The sequence below is a fragment of the Flagellimonas ochracea genome, assembly GCF_009903685.1.
GTDB lineage: Bacteria > Bacteroidota > Bacteroidia > Flavobacteriales > Flavobacteriaceae > Flagellimonas > Flagellimonas ochracea.
This window is the reverse complement of sequence record NZ_JAAABI010000002.1, coordinates 43,270-57,814: the sequence shown is the minus strand read 5'-3', so window position 1 is coordinate 57,814 and position 14,545 is coordinate 43,270. Positions and strand designations below refer to the sequence as shown.

16 protein-coding genes are annotated in these 14,545 nt (G+C 47.5%); 15 read left to right on the top strand and 1 reads right to left on the bottom strand.

The genetic code is table 11. The annotated features are described in order from the left end of the window. The first annotated feature begins 419 nt into the window (after nucleotides 1-419). From GTQ34_RS05785 to GTQ34_RS05755, 7 genes are all read left to right on the top strand, one after another. Nucleotides 420-1,916, top strand: coding sequence for an aminotransferase class V-fold PLP-dependent enzyme (locus GTQ34_RS05785; protein WP_166522846.1), 1,497 nt, complete (start codon nucleotides 420-422; stop codon nucleotides 1,914-1,916). A 5-nt stretch (nucleotides 1,917-1,921) separates the two neighbouring features. After that, nucleotides 1,922-2,953, top strand: coding sequence for an NAD-dependent epimerase/dehydratase family protein (locus GTQ34_RS05780; RefSeq protein ID WP_166522845.1), 1,032 nt, complete (start codon nucleotides 1,922-1,924; stop codon nucleotides 2,951-2,953). A gap of 136 nt (nucleotides 2,954-3,089) precedes the next feature. Further along, on the top strand, nucleotides 3,090-3,944 hold the full coding sequence (locus GTQ34_RS05775) for an RteC domain-containing protein (protein ID WP_166522844.1): 855 nt from the start codon (nucleotides 3,090-3,092) through the stop codon (nucleotides 3,942-3,944). A gap of 259 nt (nucleotides 3,945-4,203) precedes the next feature. Next, a complete protein-coding gene (locus GTQ34_RS05770; protein WP_166522843.1) occupies nucleotides 4,204-4,482 on the top strand; it encodes a helix-turn-helix domain-containing protein in 279 nt (92 codons plus the stop codon). 8 nt (nucleotides 4,483-4,490) lie between these two features. Further along, nucleotides 4,491-5,147, top strand: coding sequence for an ATPase (locus GTQ34_RS05765; RefSeq protein ID WP_166522842.1), 657 nt, complete (start codon nucleotides 4,491-4,493; stop codon nucleotides 5,145-5,147). 48 nt (nucleotides 5,148-5,195) lie between these two features. Further along, nucleotides 5,196-6,332 (top strand): hypothetical protein, encoded by a 1,137-nt coding sequence (locus tag GTQ34_RS05760; protein WP_166522841.1) that lies wholly within the window; start codon nucleotides 5,196-5,198, stop codon nucleotides 6,330-6,332. 292 nt (nucleotides 6,333-6,624) lie between these two features. Then, nucleotides 6,625-7,056: a hypothetical protein gene (locus GTQ34_RS05755; protein WP_166522840.1), complete on the top strand. Its 432-nt coding sequence runs from the start codon at nucleotides 6,625-6,627 to the stop codon at nucleotides 7,054-7,056. 269 nt (nucleotides 7,057-7,325) lie between these two features. On the opposite strand, the gene GTQ34_RS05750 is transcribed toward GTQ34_RS05755, so the two are convergent. Then, nucleotides 7,326-7,532 (bottom strand): hypothetical protein, encoded by a 207-nt coding sequence (locus GTQ34_RS05750; RefSeq protein WP_166522839.1) that lies wholly within the window; start codon nucleotides 7,530-7,532, stop codon nucleotides 7,326-7,328. A 113-nt stretch (nucleotides 7,533-7,645) separates the two neighbouring features. On the opposite strand from GTQ34_RS05750, the gene GTQ34_RS05745 reads away from it, so the two are divergent. The 8 genes from GTQ34_RS05745 to GTQ34_RS05710 all read left to right on the top strand — a co-directional run bounded on the left by GTQ34_RS05745 (nucleotide 7,646) and on the right by GTQ34_RS05710 (nucleotide 14,431). Continuing rightward, on the top strand, nucleotides 7,646-8,002 hold the full coding sequence (locus GTQ34_RS05745) for a single-stranded DNA-binding protein (RefSeq protein ID WP_166522838.1): 357 nt from the start codon (nucleotides 7,646-7,648) through the stop codon (nucleotides 8,000-8,002). Nucleotides 8,003-8,073: 71 nt separating this feature from the next. Next, a complete protein-coding gene (locus tag GTQ34_RS05740; RefSeq protein WP_166522837.1) occupies nucleotides 8,074-8,523 on the top strand; it encodes a JAB domain-containing protein in 450 nt (149 codons plus the stop codon). Nucleotides 8,524-8,917: 394 nt separating this feature from the next. After that, the gene (locus tag GTQ34_RS05735) at nucleotides 8,918-9,481 is read left to right on the top strand and encodes a BfmA/BtgA family mobilization protein (protein WP_166522836.1); all 564 of its coding nucleotides are present in this window, start codon (nucleotides 8,918-8,920) and stop codon (nucleotides 9,479-9,481) included. Nucleotide 9,482: 1 nt separating this feature from the next. Then, nucleotides 9,483-10,508 carry a MobB family relaxase gene (gene mobB, locus GTQ34_RS05730; protein WP_166522835.1) on the top strand — a complete coding sequence of 342 codons (1,026 nt, stop codon included), beginning with the start codon at nucleotides 9,483-9,485 and terminating at the stop codon, nucleotides 10,506-10,508. A gap of 6 nt (nucleotides 10,509-10,514) precedes the next feature. Then, nucleotides 10,515-12,104, top strand: coding sequence for a type IV secretory system conjugative DNA transfer family protein (locus GTQ34_RS05725; RefSeq protein ID WP_166522834.1), 1,590 nt, complete (start codon nucleotides 10,515-10,517; stop codon nucleotides 12,102-12,104). A gap of 83 nt (nucleotides 12,105-12,187) precedes the next feature. Continuing rightward, entirely contained in the window at nucleotides 12,188-12,664 is a 477-nt protein-coding gene (locus GTQ34_RS05720; RefSeq protein ID WP_166522833.1) for a hypothetical protein, read from the top strand. Further along, nucleotides 12,657-13,631, top strand: coding sequence for a restriction endonuclease (locus GTQ34_RS05715; RefSeq protein ID WP_166522832.1), 975 nt, complete (start codon nucleotides 12,657-12,659; stop codon nucleotides 13,629-13,631). The genes GTQ34_RS05720 and GTQ34_RS05715 overlap by 8 nt, the downstream gene beginning before the upstream one ends. An 86-nt stretch (nucleotides 13,632-13,717) precedes the next feature. Beyond that, nucleotides 13,718-14,431: a hypothetical protein gene (locus GTQ34_RS05710; protein ID WP_166522831.1), complete on the top strand. Its 714-nt coding sequence runs from the start codon at nucleotides 13,718-13,720 to the stop codon at nucleotides 14,429-14,431. Nucleotides 14,432-14,545: the final 114 nt, after the last annotated feature.

Genomic DNA, 14,545 nt, shown 5'->3' with positions numbered 1-14,545 from the left:
AATCAATACTAATTAGGGTCTTTTGATGCGCCTGTGTTCGCGTTTGGTTGGTGTGCGCAGGCAGGGGCGTTAAGGCCTGTCCGTCTAAAAGTGAGGTGCGGCGGGCCGTTTCGCCTTTTAGTGAACCTCTTATGGCGAGGCCAGTGATGGTCGAGGCTAAGAATAGGTGAACTAACCCCGATGGAAATCGGGGTCTCAACCAAAAACAAAACGGAATTTATATGACAACATCACGCAAGAAAATAATACGATGGTTGCTATGGGGAGTGTACGCCGTGGCTGCCTTCTTTTTTCTGTACTGGCTGTTTATGCAATTGTTGGGGTGATAAAGCAAAAAAAGTAAATAACATACCATCATAGTTTAGTTAGTTTTTGTTTAGACACGGCCTGTCCTTGGGGTGGGCCATTTTTTTTAAGCCATGGCAAAGAGAGATTTGAAAACCTATTTCGGACAGTTTAGAAAACATATCATTGGCCAGCACGAGATGCTCAAAATAAGTGGCAAGGAAAGGCCCATGGTCTATGCCGATTGGACCGCCAGTGGAAGGCTCTACTGGCCCATCGAGGAAACCATGCTCCATAAAGTGGGACCCTGGGTGGCGAACACCCATACCGAGACCTCGCTGACGGGGGCGACGATGACCCGTGCCTATCGGATGGCCCGGGAACGTATAAAAAAACACGTGAACGCCAATAATGATGATGTATTGATTCCCTGTGGGACGGGGATGACCGGGGCCCTGGCCAAACTGCAACGGATCATGGGGCTGACGGTACCCGAACAGCTACAGGAACATATCCGAATCCCTGAGCAAAAAAGACCCATGGTATGGGTTTCGCATATGGAGCATCACAGTAACCATACCTCCTGGCTGGAGACCCTTTGTGAGGTGGTGGTGGTTCCCTATGATATTACCGGGCGGGTCAATCTCGCCGCATTGGAACATATGATGGCGTGTTATCCGGACCGGCGGAAGATCGTGGCCATTACGGCCTGTTCCAATGTCACGGGTATCGAGACGCCATACCATACCATTGCGGGGATAGCCCACAGACATGGGGGCATCTGTATCGTGGACTTTGCGGCTTCCGCCCCCTATGTGGACATCGACATGCACCCCAGCGATACCCATTATTTGGATGCCATTACCTTTTCGCCCCATAAATTCTTGGGCGGACCGGGCAGTACGGGCATTATCATCTTCAATAAAAAATTGTATAACAAGAAAGTCCCCGATGTACCTGGAGGCGGTACGGTCACCTTTACCGACCCCTGGGGCAACCATCTCTACAAGCCCGACATCGAGGAGCGGGAGGACGGGGGTACCCCCGGTTTTTTACAGACCATACGGGCGGCATTGGCGATCAAGCTCAAGGAACAGATGGGCACGGCAAAGATGAAGCAAAGGGAGCAGGAGATCAACGAACTGGTCTTTGAGCAATTGCAAAACGTGGAGGGATTGAAGTTATTGGCTTCTCAGCATAAACTGCGGTTGTCCATCTTTTCGTTTACCATTGAGGGACTGCACTACGACATGGTGACCCGGCTGTTGAACGACAGATTCGGGATACAGGCCCGGGGCGGCTGTTCTTGTGCGGGGACCTATGGGCACTATCTTATGGACATCGACCCTAGGGCCTCGGAAGAGATTCGAAAACAGAGCGAGGAGGGCTGTGCCCTTGACCGACCGGGCTGGACGCGGGTGTCCTTTCACCCGACCACCGCGGACTGGGAAGTGCTCCAGGTGTGCCACGCCATTCGGAGCATTGTCAAAAAAGGTCATGGTTGGGCAAAGGAATATACCAAAACCCCTACGGGCTTTATACCCGATAATAAAAGTGCTGCAATGCGGCTTCCCGTGGAATCCTGGTTCGAGGGCTGTTGTAAGCCCGAACTCGACCTGAACCTGAGCTGAACGGGATGAAAAAGCAAACGGAACGGGCAAAACCGGAAACAGTGCAAAAAAGTATCCCCCAAAAACGTGCAAAAAAGGACCGCATCCTGGTCATCGGGGCAGGGGGACAGCTGGGCCGGGAACTGGTGCGGACCCTGGTGGCCGTATACGGGGAGGAACGTGTGGTGGCCTCGGATATTCGGGAGGAGGCCCGTGGGCATTTTCCCTATTGCCAGTTCGAGCCGCTGAACGTCTTTGCCAACCAACGGATGGAACGGACCATGGAAGAGAACCACATCGGACAGGTCTACCATTTGGCGGCCATTCTTTCCGCAGATGGGGAGATCGATCCCCAGTCCACTTGGCAGATCAACCTGGACGGGCTGTTGTTGGTCCTGGAGGCCTGCAGGAAACTGGGGGTGGAAAAGATTTTTTGGCCCTCCTCCATAGCCGTCTTCGGCCCCATGTCCCGTTTGGACCCCAGTCCACAGTTCGGGGTGAAGGATGCCCAGACCGTCTATGGCATAGCCAAGTCCGCGGGGGAACTCTGGTGCCAGTACTACCACAAAAAGTATGGGCTGGATGTCCGCTGCCTGCGCTATCCCGGGATCATCGGCCACGGTTGTCTCCCGGCCGGGGGCACCACGGACTATGCGGTGGACATCTTCCACCACGCGGTACAGGGGAAACCCTATACCTGCTATCTGTCCAATGACACGAAATTGCCCATGCTCTATATGCCGGATGCCGTGAAGGCCGCCCTGGATCTGATGAACGCTCCGACCAAAAACATCAAGATCCGAACGGGCTATAACCTTCAGGGGACCAGTTTCACCCCGATCGAAGTGTACGAGAGCATCCGAAGGTTCTATCCAAGGTTCAAGATTTCGTTCGAGCCCGATTTTCGCCAGCAGATCGCGGAAGGGTGGCCCAGGGCGGTGGATGATACCGAAGCCCGGAAAGATTGGGGCTGGGATCCGAAGTACGACCTGGACTATATGACCGAGGACATGCTGGACCATTTGGCACGGCCTCCAAAGGTCTCCTTAAACGTATAATAGCAAACGATAACCGCCATGGCCGGAACTGCCACGGTAAGGAAACTTACGTTTCAATTTAAAATTGTAGTAATCAATGACCTGATAATACAGAATATTCAACATCAATCAACAATCAAAAAACGAACGGACAATCATGGGGGAAAACATAGACCGTATCATCACGGAATTCCAAACCAGCCTGGAGACCATAGAAACGCGTGGAGCGGACAATTTCCGGATTGCCAATGAGGGCATCAAACTGAGCCACGGCACACTAAGGGCACTACGGGGGCATATCATAAAAAACGGATTTTCGGACACCGAGGAGGAGATCCATTTCTTCAAGAACATCAAGGTCCTGCCCCAGAGCCACTTGTTCTACTACGAAAAAGTGCTTTCCTGTGAGGCCTATCTGCATCCCATGGCCCCAAAAAAACGGAAGAAATACCTGGAGTCCAAAATGGATGAGATCACCCATTTCTTTACTGTGAACACCATTTTCATCAATTATCTGAGGTTGCGCCGGACCGATATGGACGATAGGTACTTTACGCGTGGACATCTGTTCCATGCGATACCCATGCAGGCAAACGGCACCCAGTACGACCCCGATTTCAATACCATGCACGACCTGCTGTTGGCCAAGGTCAAGGCCAAGTACCGGTATATGGAATACATCAACCGGGAAATGGTGGAACTGCGGTACGGAAACTTTGATGTCCCATCCGAACCCGATTCATCCCTGGAATTCCAGGGGAGCAAGATCGACCTTGTGGAACTGGTCTATGCACTGCACGCGGCCAAGGTGTTCAAGGGCAATCCGGACATCATTGTAATACAAAGGGCGGTGGAACGTATCTTCAACGTCAAGCTGGGGAACATCTATACCCGTTTCCAGGAGATACGGGAACGCAAGGGGGAACGTTCCCGGTTCCTGCCCCATCTGGTCGATGCCTTTGTCCAACTGTTGGAGGCAGGGGACGGGCTGCGTCCCAACCCCAATTTTTGATAGCCTTTCCCAATGGCCCCTCTACGGGATCACCCGACCCTATACAGGCCTATATATGGAAAAGGTGACTTCTAGAAAATAGTATGGTATCTATGGTCCTCCACGCATCACGGGACCCGTGCATGCCCATCAAAACAATCCAAACAGCTCCAGATTTAAAGATGTTAAAACTGTCCGGTATACAGTACCCCATATAGAAAGATTCCCAAAAATCCCCTTCACTTTTGTACAGCGATAAGCACAACAAAACGATTTCGCTATGCCGACAAACATCATTACCACAGAGGACCTTACAGAGTTCAAATTGGAGGTCCTACAGGAAATCCGAAATATCCTGAGACAGCACCAGGGAAGCGGGCTCAAACGCTATCTGAAATCGGGCGAGGTCATGGAACAGCTGAAGATAAGCCCCGGTACGCTCCAGAACCTGCGGCTCAACGGTACCCTGCCCTATTCCAAGATCGGGGGTGTCATCTTCTACGATGCGCGGGACATAGAACGGGTGATGGAGGAGAACCGCATCTATAATCGGATATAGGTGTGTCCATGGCGAACCCCTGTAAGATCAAGGAAGGTGCGGTGGAATATGCCATCGGGGAGTTTGATGGGCAGACAATCCTCTATGACTTTCCCAAGATCCTCATCTATCTCAATGCCAAGGGCAGACTGCTCTTTGGCAATCGGTTCAAGATTTATGAAGAAGACCGGGGTATCCTTTTGAAGCTCTGCCATTACTTTATCCGGGACTTCGGGAACTGTAAAAAGCATGGTATTGACCCCGACAAGGGGGTGCTGCTGTCCGGTCCGGTGGGCTGTGGCAAGACCAGCCTGATGAAACTGCTCCGGCATATCGTGCCCCACCAAAGGCCCTATCAAATCATACCGACAAGGAACATTGTATTTGCCTTTAACCATATCGGCCATCAGGTCATCGAGGATTACGGCAAGGGCCGGTTTTTTTGTTTCGATGATCTAGGGGTGGAACCCACGGGCCGTCATTTCGGGAAAGATTGCAACGTGATGGGGGAAGTTCTGCTCTCCCGGCACGAACTTTTTCTGAAACGACATGTCAAGACCCATGCGACCACCAACCTGAACGCCCAGGAACTGAAGGAGCTGTACGGCAACCGTGTACACAGCCGGATGCGGGAACTGTTCAACCTGATCGCATTCGATGCGGACACCCCGGACAAACGCACCTAGCAGGTGCGGCAACCATTTTGGAATGAAAACGATAAAACCATAGAAATCATGAAAATAGCCACCTACAACATCCAGAACCTCTTCCATCGCGACGCCGATTTGGTGAAAAGGGACATGGGCCATAACCTGGCCGCATGGATCCAGGAGTTTGAATCCCTTTTGCAAAAGCGTTTCCCGAAATCGGAACGGGAACTGCAACGGCTCGAGGAACTCTCCTTACTTTTGGGCTTCCAAAAGACCGTCTACCAGCCCCATCTCGTCATGCGCCGAAAGGCGGGAAAGCTCTACCTACGAAAGAAATCCAGTGTGGCCGAAACGGAAGTGGCCAGTTCCATAACGGGTTGGCGGGGATGGATACCCCTGTCCTCCCTGCCAATCAAGGAGTTGTCCATGGCCCATAAGGCCAGAACGATTCGGGAGGCGCAGGCTGATGTGCTGTTGCTCCATGAGGTGGAGGATCGGCATTCCCTGCAGGAATTCGATAGGCTCTTAGCAGTGGAGGAAGAGGTTGACCACACCTATGCGGAACACCATGTGCTTGAGGGGAACGACCCCATGGGGAGACATTCGGGTATCATGGCCAAGGAGGGTTTTGAGGTGCTTTCCCTGTTCACCCACTGCCATGCCCGGTATGGGGAGGGTCAGCTGCTCTTTGACTTCGATTTTCAGGAATACGGGCTGAAGACCCCTTTGGGCAATAAGGTTTGGCTCCTGTCGGCCCATTTTACAGCGGATGGAAAGGAAAGGGAAATCTCCGATGCCCGGCGATGGGAACAGGCGGTCCATGTAGCGGAGACCTATCGCGCCTTCCGGGATGGGGGATATGAATATGTGGCCGTGATGGGATCCTTTAATGCACCCTCGTTTTGTAATTCGTTGGCACCCCTGCTCCAGGAAACGGATCTTCGGGATATTGGGAGGCATCCGTCCTTTGTCGCCTTACCGGACAAGGATGTGGACAGCAGCTACCATCGGTTGGGGGCCTATGCCAAGGGGGTGAACCTCAAGCAACGGGACTATCTGTTGTTGTCGCCCGCCCTCTGGGAAAAGGTCCAGACCTGTGGCATGGACCGTCGTGGGATATGGCCTGAGAAACGCCCCCAATGGCCCGTGTTCAAATCCCTAAAGAACCAGGAGCAACAGGCCAGTGAACATCCCCTGTTATGGGTGGATGTAGAACTATAGGGTTGGACATGCCTTCCCTTTTGTCCTCCAGTTCTTCTGTTTTCAAGTATTCGGAAATGAATCCGTTTTATCCCCTTTCTGTCTCAATATGCCGTAAAAATTTGGGTCATGTATTTATACCAATATTCATCACGAAGATAAACTCGCAAAATATTTGCATTCAAATTTGTCTGCCCAAAAAATCGGGACCCCCTAAAGGTCTCCCCCAATTTTTGACTTGAAAATTTGAGACAAAATTTTGTCTTCCGTTTGTGCAGTGCTCAAATATTGTTTAATCTAAAATTTCATTACAATGGAAACAAAAACAAAGCCTTTGAGCAAAGGCAGAAACGTCGCCACGACTTCAAAAAAGGAAGTAAAAGACAAATTGACTGCAGCTGCCAAATCCACAACTGTTAGCGGAGAAACGGTCAAGACTGAGACAAAAGAGCAAAAAACGGAACCCGTCAAGGAAGTGGTGAATCTGGATGACCGTATCCAAAAGTTTGAGAAACTACGGGGATTGGCCAACAACAGGGAGCTGTTGGTGGGGAAATTGAACGAGCTTACCAAGTTCAATTACAACCATGACGGCTCCAGCCAGTTCATCTTGCAAGATTCCAACGGATTGGAGTTCAGGACTACGAACACCAATTTCATCCATCTGGTGACCTCGAAACTTCAGGAGACCCTGGAGAATCGTAAGCAGGAAATTGAGGCACAGATCATCCAATTTGAACTGTAACGGTTCCTACTTCAAATGTGAAGCCTACCCGGACCGGGTAGGCTTTCTTTTTTGTATGCATCCACCCATCTGTTTTTAAACATGGGATTTCCAAAGCAGAAAGCCAGCGCCTTGATTTTTTGGCAGGAATTTGCGGCAAGCCCTTCTTTCGTGCTTGCTCGAAAATTCCTAAAACCAAACCGCTGCCTTGGTCATTTTAAGGGGTCTGTAATAAAAGAGGCCCTGGTTGTTTTTCGGGGCAGCGAAAAACAGGCAGGACATAACCCATTCTAGCTCAAAGCCCACTTGCCGCAGTCGCTTAATCTCCCATACGCTCCCTGGCAAGTGGTTTTGAAAGAATGGCTAATGCCCTTATGGAACTTGTCAAGACCAGGCCGGGTTTTGGAAAGAAATAAGGTTTCCACGGCCTTGTTTTTAGCCCGCTGGTAAAAACTACGTTGCAGACCCTCCTGATTTCTTCCCAAAAGTCTTGACAAAACCCACCGCTTTTATTGTGCTGTGCACGCAAGAAATCAAACAAACACCCCTTAAAATTCAATTTCAGTTGAAATCCAAAAGGGGTAATTATTAATCTTTAAATCATTTAATCATGGGTACAATCAAGAATCATGTACAGTTGATTGGTCATTTGGGAGAGGATCCCAAGGTGACCACATTGGAAAGCGGAAGAAAGGTCGCAAGGTTCCGTATGGCGATCAATGAGCATTACCGGGATGCCAACGGGGAGAAACAAACGGACACCAACTGGCATACTGTCCTAGCTTGGGGCAAGGTGGCCGACATCGTCGAAAAGTATACGGCCAAGGGCAAGGAGATTGGGGTAACGGGCAAACTCAGGACCCGTACCTATACCACGGATGATGGCAACCAACGCTATGTGACCGAGGTTCAGGCGAACGAGATTCTTTTGCTGGGGGGCAAGAACGGCAATGCTACCGATGCATAGAAAAAGTAAAGAGGGCTCCAACCTTTGAAATTGAGCCCTCTTTTTCATCATTAACATTCAATAACGCAACAATGAAAGACGAAGTTAACGAAATAAAGGTCAGCTACTGTGAAAAACTGGGGGTCATCGATTCCCAACCGATGACGGATTCCGAACAGGTGACCAAATTGCTCTACGAGCATTGGGACAAGAACACCATAGGGTTGCAGGAAACCTTTAAGGTACTGCTGTTGAACAATGCCAACAAGGTCAAGGGTACCTATCAGGCCTCCACGGGCGGGATTGTGGGTACGGTCGTGGATGTGAGGCTGCTCTTTGCGGTAGTGTTGAAGACGGCTTCCGTGGGAATCATATTGGCGCACAACCATCCGGCGGGCACCTTGAAACCTAGCCAAGCCGATAGGGAACTCACAGAAAAGATACAAAATGCCGCCGAACTTTTTGATATCCGGGTATTGGATCATCTGATTATAGCACCGCATGGGAGGTATTTCAGCTTTTCGGATAGCGGACTACTTTAACCCTAAGAAGAAAAAACCATTTTTTAAGCCCCTTGGTCATCCAAGGGGCTTTTTTATGCCCATTACGGGATTTCCATCGGTTTCACCAGATTACTGAAAATCCCATAAAAATCCATTGATAGGACTCTTAAAGTTTTGCGTTTGTTCCCCATTGCAGAACAACGCCCATAAATTCCTGTATGGGTCGAAAATTTTTCCGCCCGCGGAAAATTCGGAAGAGCAAGACGGCAACACGTTCCACGGTGTTGCAATGATTTATCGAGTTCCAAACCCCTGAAAACAGGGGCTTGAAAGCTCTCAAAAATGGATCGGGAATGGCCCTGCCACCCCCGATTATGTGAATGTTTTTGGAAAGGCCCATAGAACAGGGAAACCTATAACATAACAAAAGAAAATGAACAAAAAAGGAGCCTTTCTAAGTATCAATTTCCATAGAAAGACCGTGGAACGGTTCAAGGGCTTTTGTCAAAAACATGGGGCCTCCTATACCGATACCGTGGAGCACATGATGGACTTTTTTGACCGCTACCAGATCTCCCCGATGGTGGATTATGGGCAAAATCTTTGGGACATGGAGGGCAATATCAAAAAGCGCATCAATGCCGTGATTGCCATCATCAAGGATGTGGAAAAGCACCAGACCAAGCCCACCAACGCCATGATGCTGTCCCTCTTCGAGCAAACCCCCAGAGAGGAGGAAGGCCAGCCCGAACTACTCCTGGAGGAAACCACCGAGGTACAGGATGTGGACAACCATTTCACCACGCCTGAAGACAGTCCTGCCCAAAGTAAGACCCACCCGGGGATGGAACTGATGACCGCCCGCAAGGATCTGGGGAACCTGATCTCCCGTATCCGTGCCGTCTCCACCGGTTTAGGCAAAAAGAAGCTGCAACTGGACATGGGTATGGAAGAGTTCGAAGCACTCAAGGAAACCTATAACAATAACACGAAATAAGATGTATATCACCGTTACCCGTCAGCACATGGACCAAACCTTTTCCCAAAGTTCCGCCGATTTTGTGACCTATCTGGAAAAGGAGAACAAGGGGAAATCTTTCGACCTCCAGGAACATTTCTTTGACCAGTACAATGACAGGATTTCCCCCGAACAGGTCATTGCCGAAATCGACGGTAATACGGCCAAGCTCAAAAAACGGGAGCCCAAGTTCTATTCCCTGACCTTGAACCCGAGCCAAAGGGAACTGAAAGCAATCAACAATGACCCCACCCTGTTGCGGCGGTATGTCCGCGAGGCGATGAAGGACTATGCGGCCAGCTTTTACCGAAAGACCCCCGTTTCGGTGGACAGCATCAAGTACTATGCAAAGATCGAGCATGGCCGTACTTTTAAGGGCTTTGACAAAAAGGTAAAGGAGAACCAACCCTATCGGGCCGAGATTGCCCGATTGAACAATGAGATACGAAAGATACACCGAGGCGAACTGCAAGGGAGTATCAAAAAACGCCAAAAACAAATCGAAAAACTGATTGAGCAGACCCTGCACAAAATCGATGGGGTGCCCATCAAACAGGGGATGGCCAAGCCGGGCCTGCAGACCCATGTCCATATCATTGTCAGCCGGAAGGATGTCACGAACCGTTTCAGCCTGTCCCCGGGCAGCTCCTACAAGGAATCCGAGGCCAAACTAAATGGCGAGACCGTAAAACGAGGCTTCAAACGGGACCAGTTTTTCGAGAACGCCGAAAAGACCTTTGATAAATTGTTTGGCTATGACCGGAACTTTGCCGAGCACTACCGGAACCGGAAGACCTTTGTCAGGGACCCCACGACCTATTTTGCCCAGCTGACGGGGCTGCCCGTATCGGAAAGGGGATTGGCCCTAAAAATTTTGAACGAATCAGGGCTGAACGTTCCCAATCTGAACATCCCTGCCAACAAGGTGCAGCTGGCCGTCAAGACTTTCCATAAACTGAAGCGGGCCATGCAGGTAGCTCAAAAGTCAACTTCCATCGAAATCTAAACTATTATGGCACAAGAGACCCTAGTATTGTTGATGGCCCTTTACCTGACCGGTGGGCTGTTGTTTTATCTTTCCCTGGGTTATTTCCGATATGGCTTTGGACTCAATATGCTTTTGATATTGGCCTTGGGCTATCTACTTTATGTGCATGAGGTGCATTACTTGGGAGCACTGGGCAAGATTATATTGCCCCTGGTAGGGGTCAATATGTTGGTGGTGCTGATTTATTCCCCAGGCAGTGGCAGGACGGACAGGTGTTATACCGCAAGGCTCCGTATCAAATCGGGAATCTTGAAGCTCCAGAACATCCGTAGGGGAGTGTCCATCATCGGCTCGGCGGGGAGTGGCAAAACGGAATCCGTGGTGTATGGGTTTCTAAAGCATTTCCAAAGGCACCAATTCTGTGGGGTCATCCACGACTACAAGCACTTTGAGATTTCCGAAATAGCCTGGCCACTTTTCAAGGAAAGGGACATCCCCTTCCATATCATCTCCTTTGACGACATCCACAAACGGGTCAACCCCATTGCCCCCCGGTACATGGTGGACGAGGAAAGCGTGAACGAGGTCTCCCGTGTCCTTCTGGAAAACCTGTTGGAGCAGCGGGAAACCTTTGCCACAGGATCCTCCAAGTTCTTCAACGATGCTGTGGAAGGGCTCTTGGGCGGGCTGATCTGGAAACTGAAGACTTCCCATCCTCAGTACTGTACGCTGCCCCACCTGATTGCTGCCTACCAATATCTGGACACCAAGAACCTGATCAAGTTCCTCAGCTCGGATATCACCGCCAAGGGTATGGCCGATGCCTTTATCTCGGGCAAGGCCTCCGACCGCCAGACAGCCGGAGTGATGGGCACCCTGGCCAATGCCCTTAAAAAGATCAGTACACAGCGCATCTTTATGACACTTTCCGCCGATGAGATCGATTTGGACATCAACAACCCCAAGAACCCCGCCGTCATCTCGGTGGTCAACAACCCTAAATATGAGACCGCCTATTCCCCCGTTATCGCCACTGTCATCCATACCATTGTCAAACAGATGAGCATTCGTGGCCAAAAGCCCTCCTTTCTATTGATGGAAGAGGCCTCCACAATCCGGCTCCTCAACATGCACCGCATCCCGGCCACCCTGCGTGGTTATGATATTTCAACAGTGTATGTCATGCAGGATAAGGTACAGAACGACCTGATGTATGGGGAGCGGGCCAGCCGCGCCATCCTGGGCAACCTTTCGTATCAGTTCTTTGGCAAGGCCAACGACCCCGAAACCACCAAGTACTACGAACGCTTTTTCGAGATTGTCAAACGCCCGACAAGGAGCGTAAGCCAGAGCAGCAGATGGGATTGGGACACCCGCGTCACCAAAGGGGAGAAGGAAGTAAGCAAAATACGCTCGGATGAATTCTTTCGGTTAAACCAAGGGGAGTTCATTTCCTTTGCTGATGGGAGGGACAGAAAGGTCCGGTTCCGGACCCCCAAGGTTAAAAGGGAATTGCCAGAACCAAGTTTTTTATATGATGCCCAGGAAATAGAAGAAAACTATAAACGCATCCATAGAGAAGCAAGGGAGATTTTTAAATTTCGTAAGCCTTAAATATAAGGTGATTCAAGCTTTACCAGTTAAATGTTTTAAATAAGTCCAAAGATTACTTATTTTTAAAAAAACACTAGTTTTCAATGAGGCCTAATTTAATCCAAGCCATCTTTCTTGCTTCTATTCTATTCGTCATTGAGTTTGCCGTAAAGTATGTTGCTTTTGAAAACAGTTCTGTTTTTTTTCGAATTGGGCCATCAATTTGTTTTTGGGCCACTGCATTGTTCTTTTCCTTATCAATTCAAGAGAACGTTAAGTTTAGGGGAAGAACCACTCAAACTATAAAGAAAAAATCAAGTGGTTATGGGATTGAAATAGATTATGGGATAATCGTTCCAGAGAACTTTGAGAGTTCTCCGAAATATACATTTTTATTTGTCATGCAAATGTGCATATGGATTGTAAACCTCGTTATCTCCCAAAAGGTGCTTAAAAAATTCATTGGATTGAACAACTGTTTTTCCGCTTATGAATATTTTCTTATTGGAATTTCCATTCTTTTAACGGGGTACAGTATAGGAGCTATTATCAGTGTATTAAGAAATGAGATACATGATTGAGGCTCTGATTTTCATAATAGCTCCAATTCTATTAGCAGCTGGTATTTGGGCTGGCAATAAGGCCACAAACTTTATTGTTTTTAATGAAAAGCCCAAAGACTTCAATACAATTGCACTTGAACTTTTGAAGAATGAAAAAATTGAGGAGTTGGAGGAGCTAAGAGCAACTAGTCCAAATTGGATTTTAAATCTTGATAACGCAGACTTGTCAAATTTGAATTTATCCAGACTTAATTTGAGTGGATTGAACCTTGAAAGAGTAAATTTTACAGGCTCAAATCTGGCGTTTGCGGATTTGAGGAATTCATCTTTCTTAAAATGCATTTTCGTAAAAAGTAAATTGATTGATGTTCAATTTAACTTTTCAGTAGTTGATTCCTGCGCTTTTAATGAAGCATTAATCGAAAATACAGACTTCTCGCATTCAAAATTAATTAAGAGCAATTTCAGTTCTTCAAAACAAATACAAAATGAATTTACTGGAGCAGAATTCTTTGAGAATGAGGAGTTGAATATGGAAAAAAACCAATACTCAGGATACTCCTATAGTAAAGAAAACATTCCTAAAATCATTTATGATATCAAGCAAAACAGTGCATTGTTATTCGAATTGAACCCAAGTACGCTGGAGAAAATAGTTGCAGAGTTATTGAAACGTTTTCAATACAAGACTGAAGTTGCACAATCAGGGAAGGATTCGGGATTTGATATATTGGCTTGGAAAGAAGGGGTTTTAGGAAAAGAGATGGTATTGATTGAAGTGAAAAGGACCCCTTACAATAAAAAGGTCGGACTTTCTTCCGTAAAAGCTCTTTATGCCTCTAAATTAAGAGAAAGAGCGACAAAGGCAATTTTGATTACTCCTTCAACCTACACATTAGAAGCTAGAGTATTTGCAAAAGAACTTAATGATTTGAGCCTTATAGAGGGTAATCAGTTATTGGGTTGGATAAGAGAATATACATAATACTTTGCAAATTGAGATTGATGCTTAAAATGATTCGTTTAAGTGTCCTACTTTATAGTGCCATTTTTTTAATTAATTTATCTGTAATGAATCCAATAAACCTTGGGTTGATAGACCATAGAAATGAAAACTTATGGAATGATTTGAACAAAACTCACATCATCTCAATAAGTGTTGCTAATTACCCAAATTATGGTGTGTATTCCAAGGGACAAGATTCCTTAGTGCAAATACCTGAAAATGATATTGACATTGATTCCTTTACCCATGAACTGCTGCATATTTTGTTACGTCAAAATGAGATTTTCTTTGGTTCCCGTTTGGGAAATTTTGTAAGTGAAAATCCGATTTTAGATGCATTCTTCTCAGACAACTTGATCGAACATTTTGGAAACTGTATTGAGCATATCAAAATGTTGCCCATTTATTTGGATTTAGGTTTTGATAAAAAGAAGTTTATAGAGGATTATGAAGAGAATAAGTGCACCAAATCTGAAATCAAATGGCTCAATGCAAACTTCAAAATCAGGAATGTGTATCAAGTAGCGGCAATTGATTTTTATATTGCTAAATATATTTCCATTCAAGCGGATGCAAAGAGACATGTAAACTACCCAAAATCACTCGAGGGACTGAAAAAAATCGATTTTAGATTGTTTGATATTTTGAAAAGCTGTGTTGAAAATTGGAAGGAACTTCCTTTGACCAAAACCAATCCGTGGGATGAAGACTACGGGTCAATAGCTTTAAAATTCACCGATAGCCTAGTTCAATGGGCAGATGGGAAAACCATTGTTTAGAACCAACCTTTACTTTTGTTTTAATAAGCAATGACTTAAGTGTGGTTTTCCATATTTTAGGTATTCATTTCTTAAAACCATTTATCTCTGATTCCAATACTAGAAATATTTAGT

Bases quoted from the DNA above. Each gene is read 5' to 3' on its own strand.
- GTQ34_RS05785 (WP_166522846.1), top strand. From the start codon at position 420: ATGGCAAAGAGAGATTTGAAAACCTATTTCGGACAGTTTAGAAAACAT.
- GTQ34_RS05780 (WP_166522845.1), top strand. From the start codon at position 1,922: ATGAAAAAGCAAACGGAACGGGCAAAACCGGAAACAGTGCAAAAAAGT.
- GTQ34_RS05775 (WP_166522844.1), top strand. From the start codon at position 3,090: ATGGGGGAAAACATAGACCGTATCATCACGGAATTCCAAACCAGCCTG.
- GTQ34_RS05770 (WP_166522843.1), top strand. From the start codon at position 4,204: ATGCCGACAAACATCATTACCACAGAGGACCTTACAGAGTTCAAATTG.
- GTQ34_RS05765 (WP_166522842.1), top strand. From the start codon at position 4,491: ATGGCGAACCCCTGTAAGATCAAGGAAGGTGCGGTGGAATATGCCATC.
- GTQ34_RS05760 (WP_166522841.1), top strand. From the start codon at position 5,196: ATGAAAATAGCCACCTACAACATCCAGAACCTCTTCCATCGCGACGCC.
- GTQ34_RS05755 (WP_166522840.1), top strand. From the start codon at position 6,625: ATGGAAACAAAAACAAAGCCTTTGAGCAAAGGCAGAAACGTCGCCACG.
- GTQ34_RS05745 (WP_166522838.1), top strand. From the start codon at position 7,646: ATGGGTACAATCAAGAATCATGTACAGTTGATTGGTCATTTGGGAGAG.
- GTQ34_RS05740 (WP_166522837.1), top strand. From the start codon at position 8,074: ATGAAAGACGAAGTTAACGAAATAAAGGTCAGCTACTGTGAAAAACTG.
- GTQ34_RS05735 (WP_166522836.1), top strand. From the start codon at position 8,918: ATGAACAAAAAAGGAGCCTTTCTAAGTATCAATTTCCATAGAAAGACC.
- mobB (WP_166522835.1), top strand. From the start codon at position 9,483: ATGTATATCACCGTTACCCGTCAGCACATGGACCAAACCTTTTCCCAA.
- GTQ34_RS05725 (WP_166522834.1), top strand. From the start codon at position 10,515: ATGGCACAAGAGACCCTAGTATTGTTGATGGCCCTTTACCTGACCGGT.
- GTQ34_RS05720 (WP_166522833.1), top strand. From the start codon at position 12,188: ATGAGGCCTAATTTAATCCAAGCCATCTTTCTTGCTTCTATTCTATTC.
- GTQ34_RS05715 (WP_166522832.1), top strand. From the start codon at position 12,657: ATGATTGAGGCTCTGATTTTCATAATAGCTCCAATTCTATTAGCAGCT.
- GTQ34_RS05710 (WP_166522831.1), top strand. From the start codon at position 13,718: ATGAATCCAATAAACCTTGGGTTGATAGACCATAGAAATGAAAACTTA.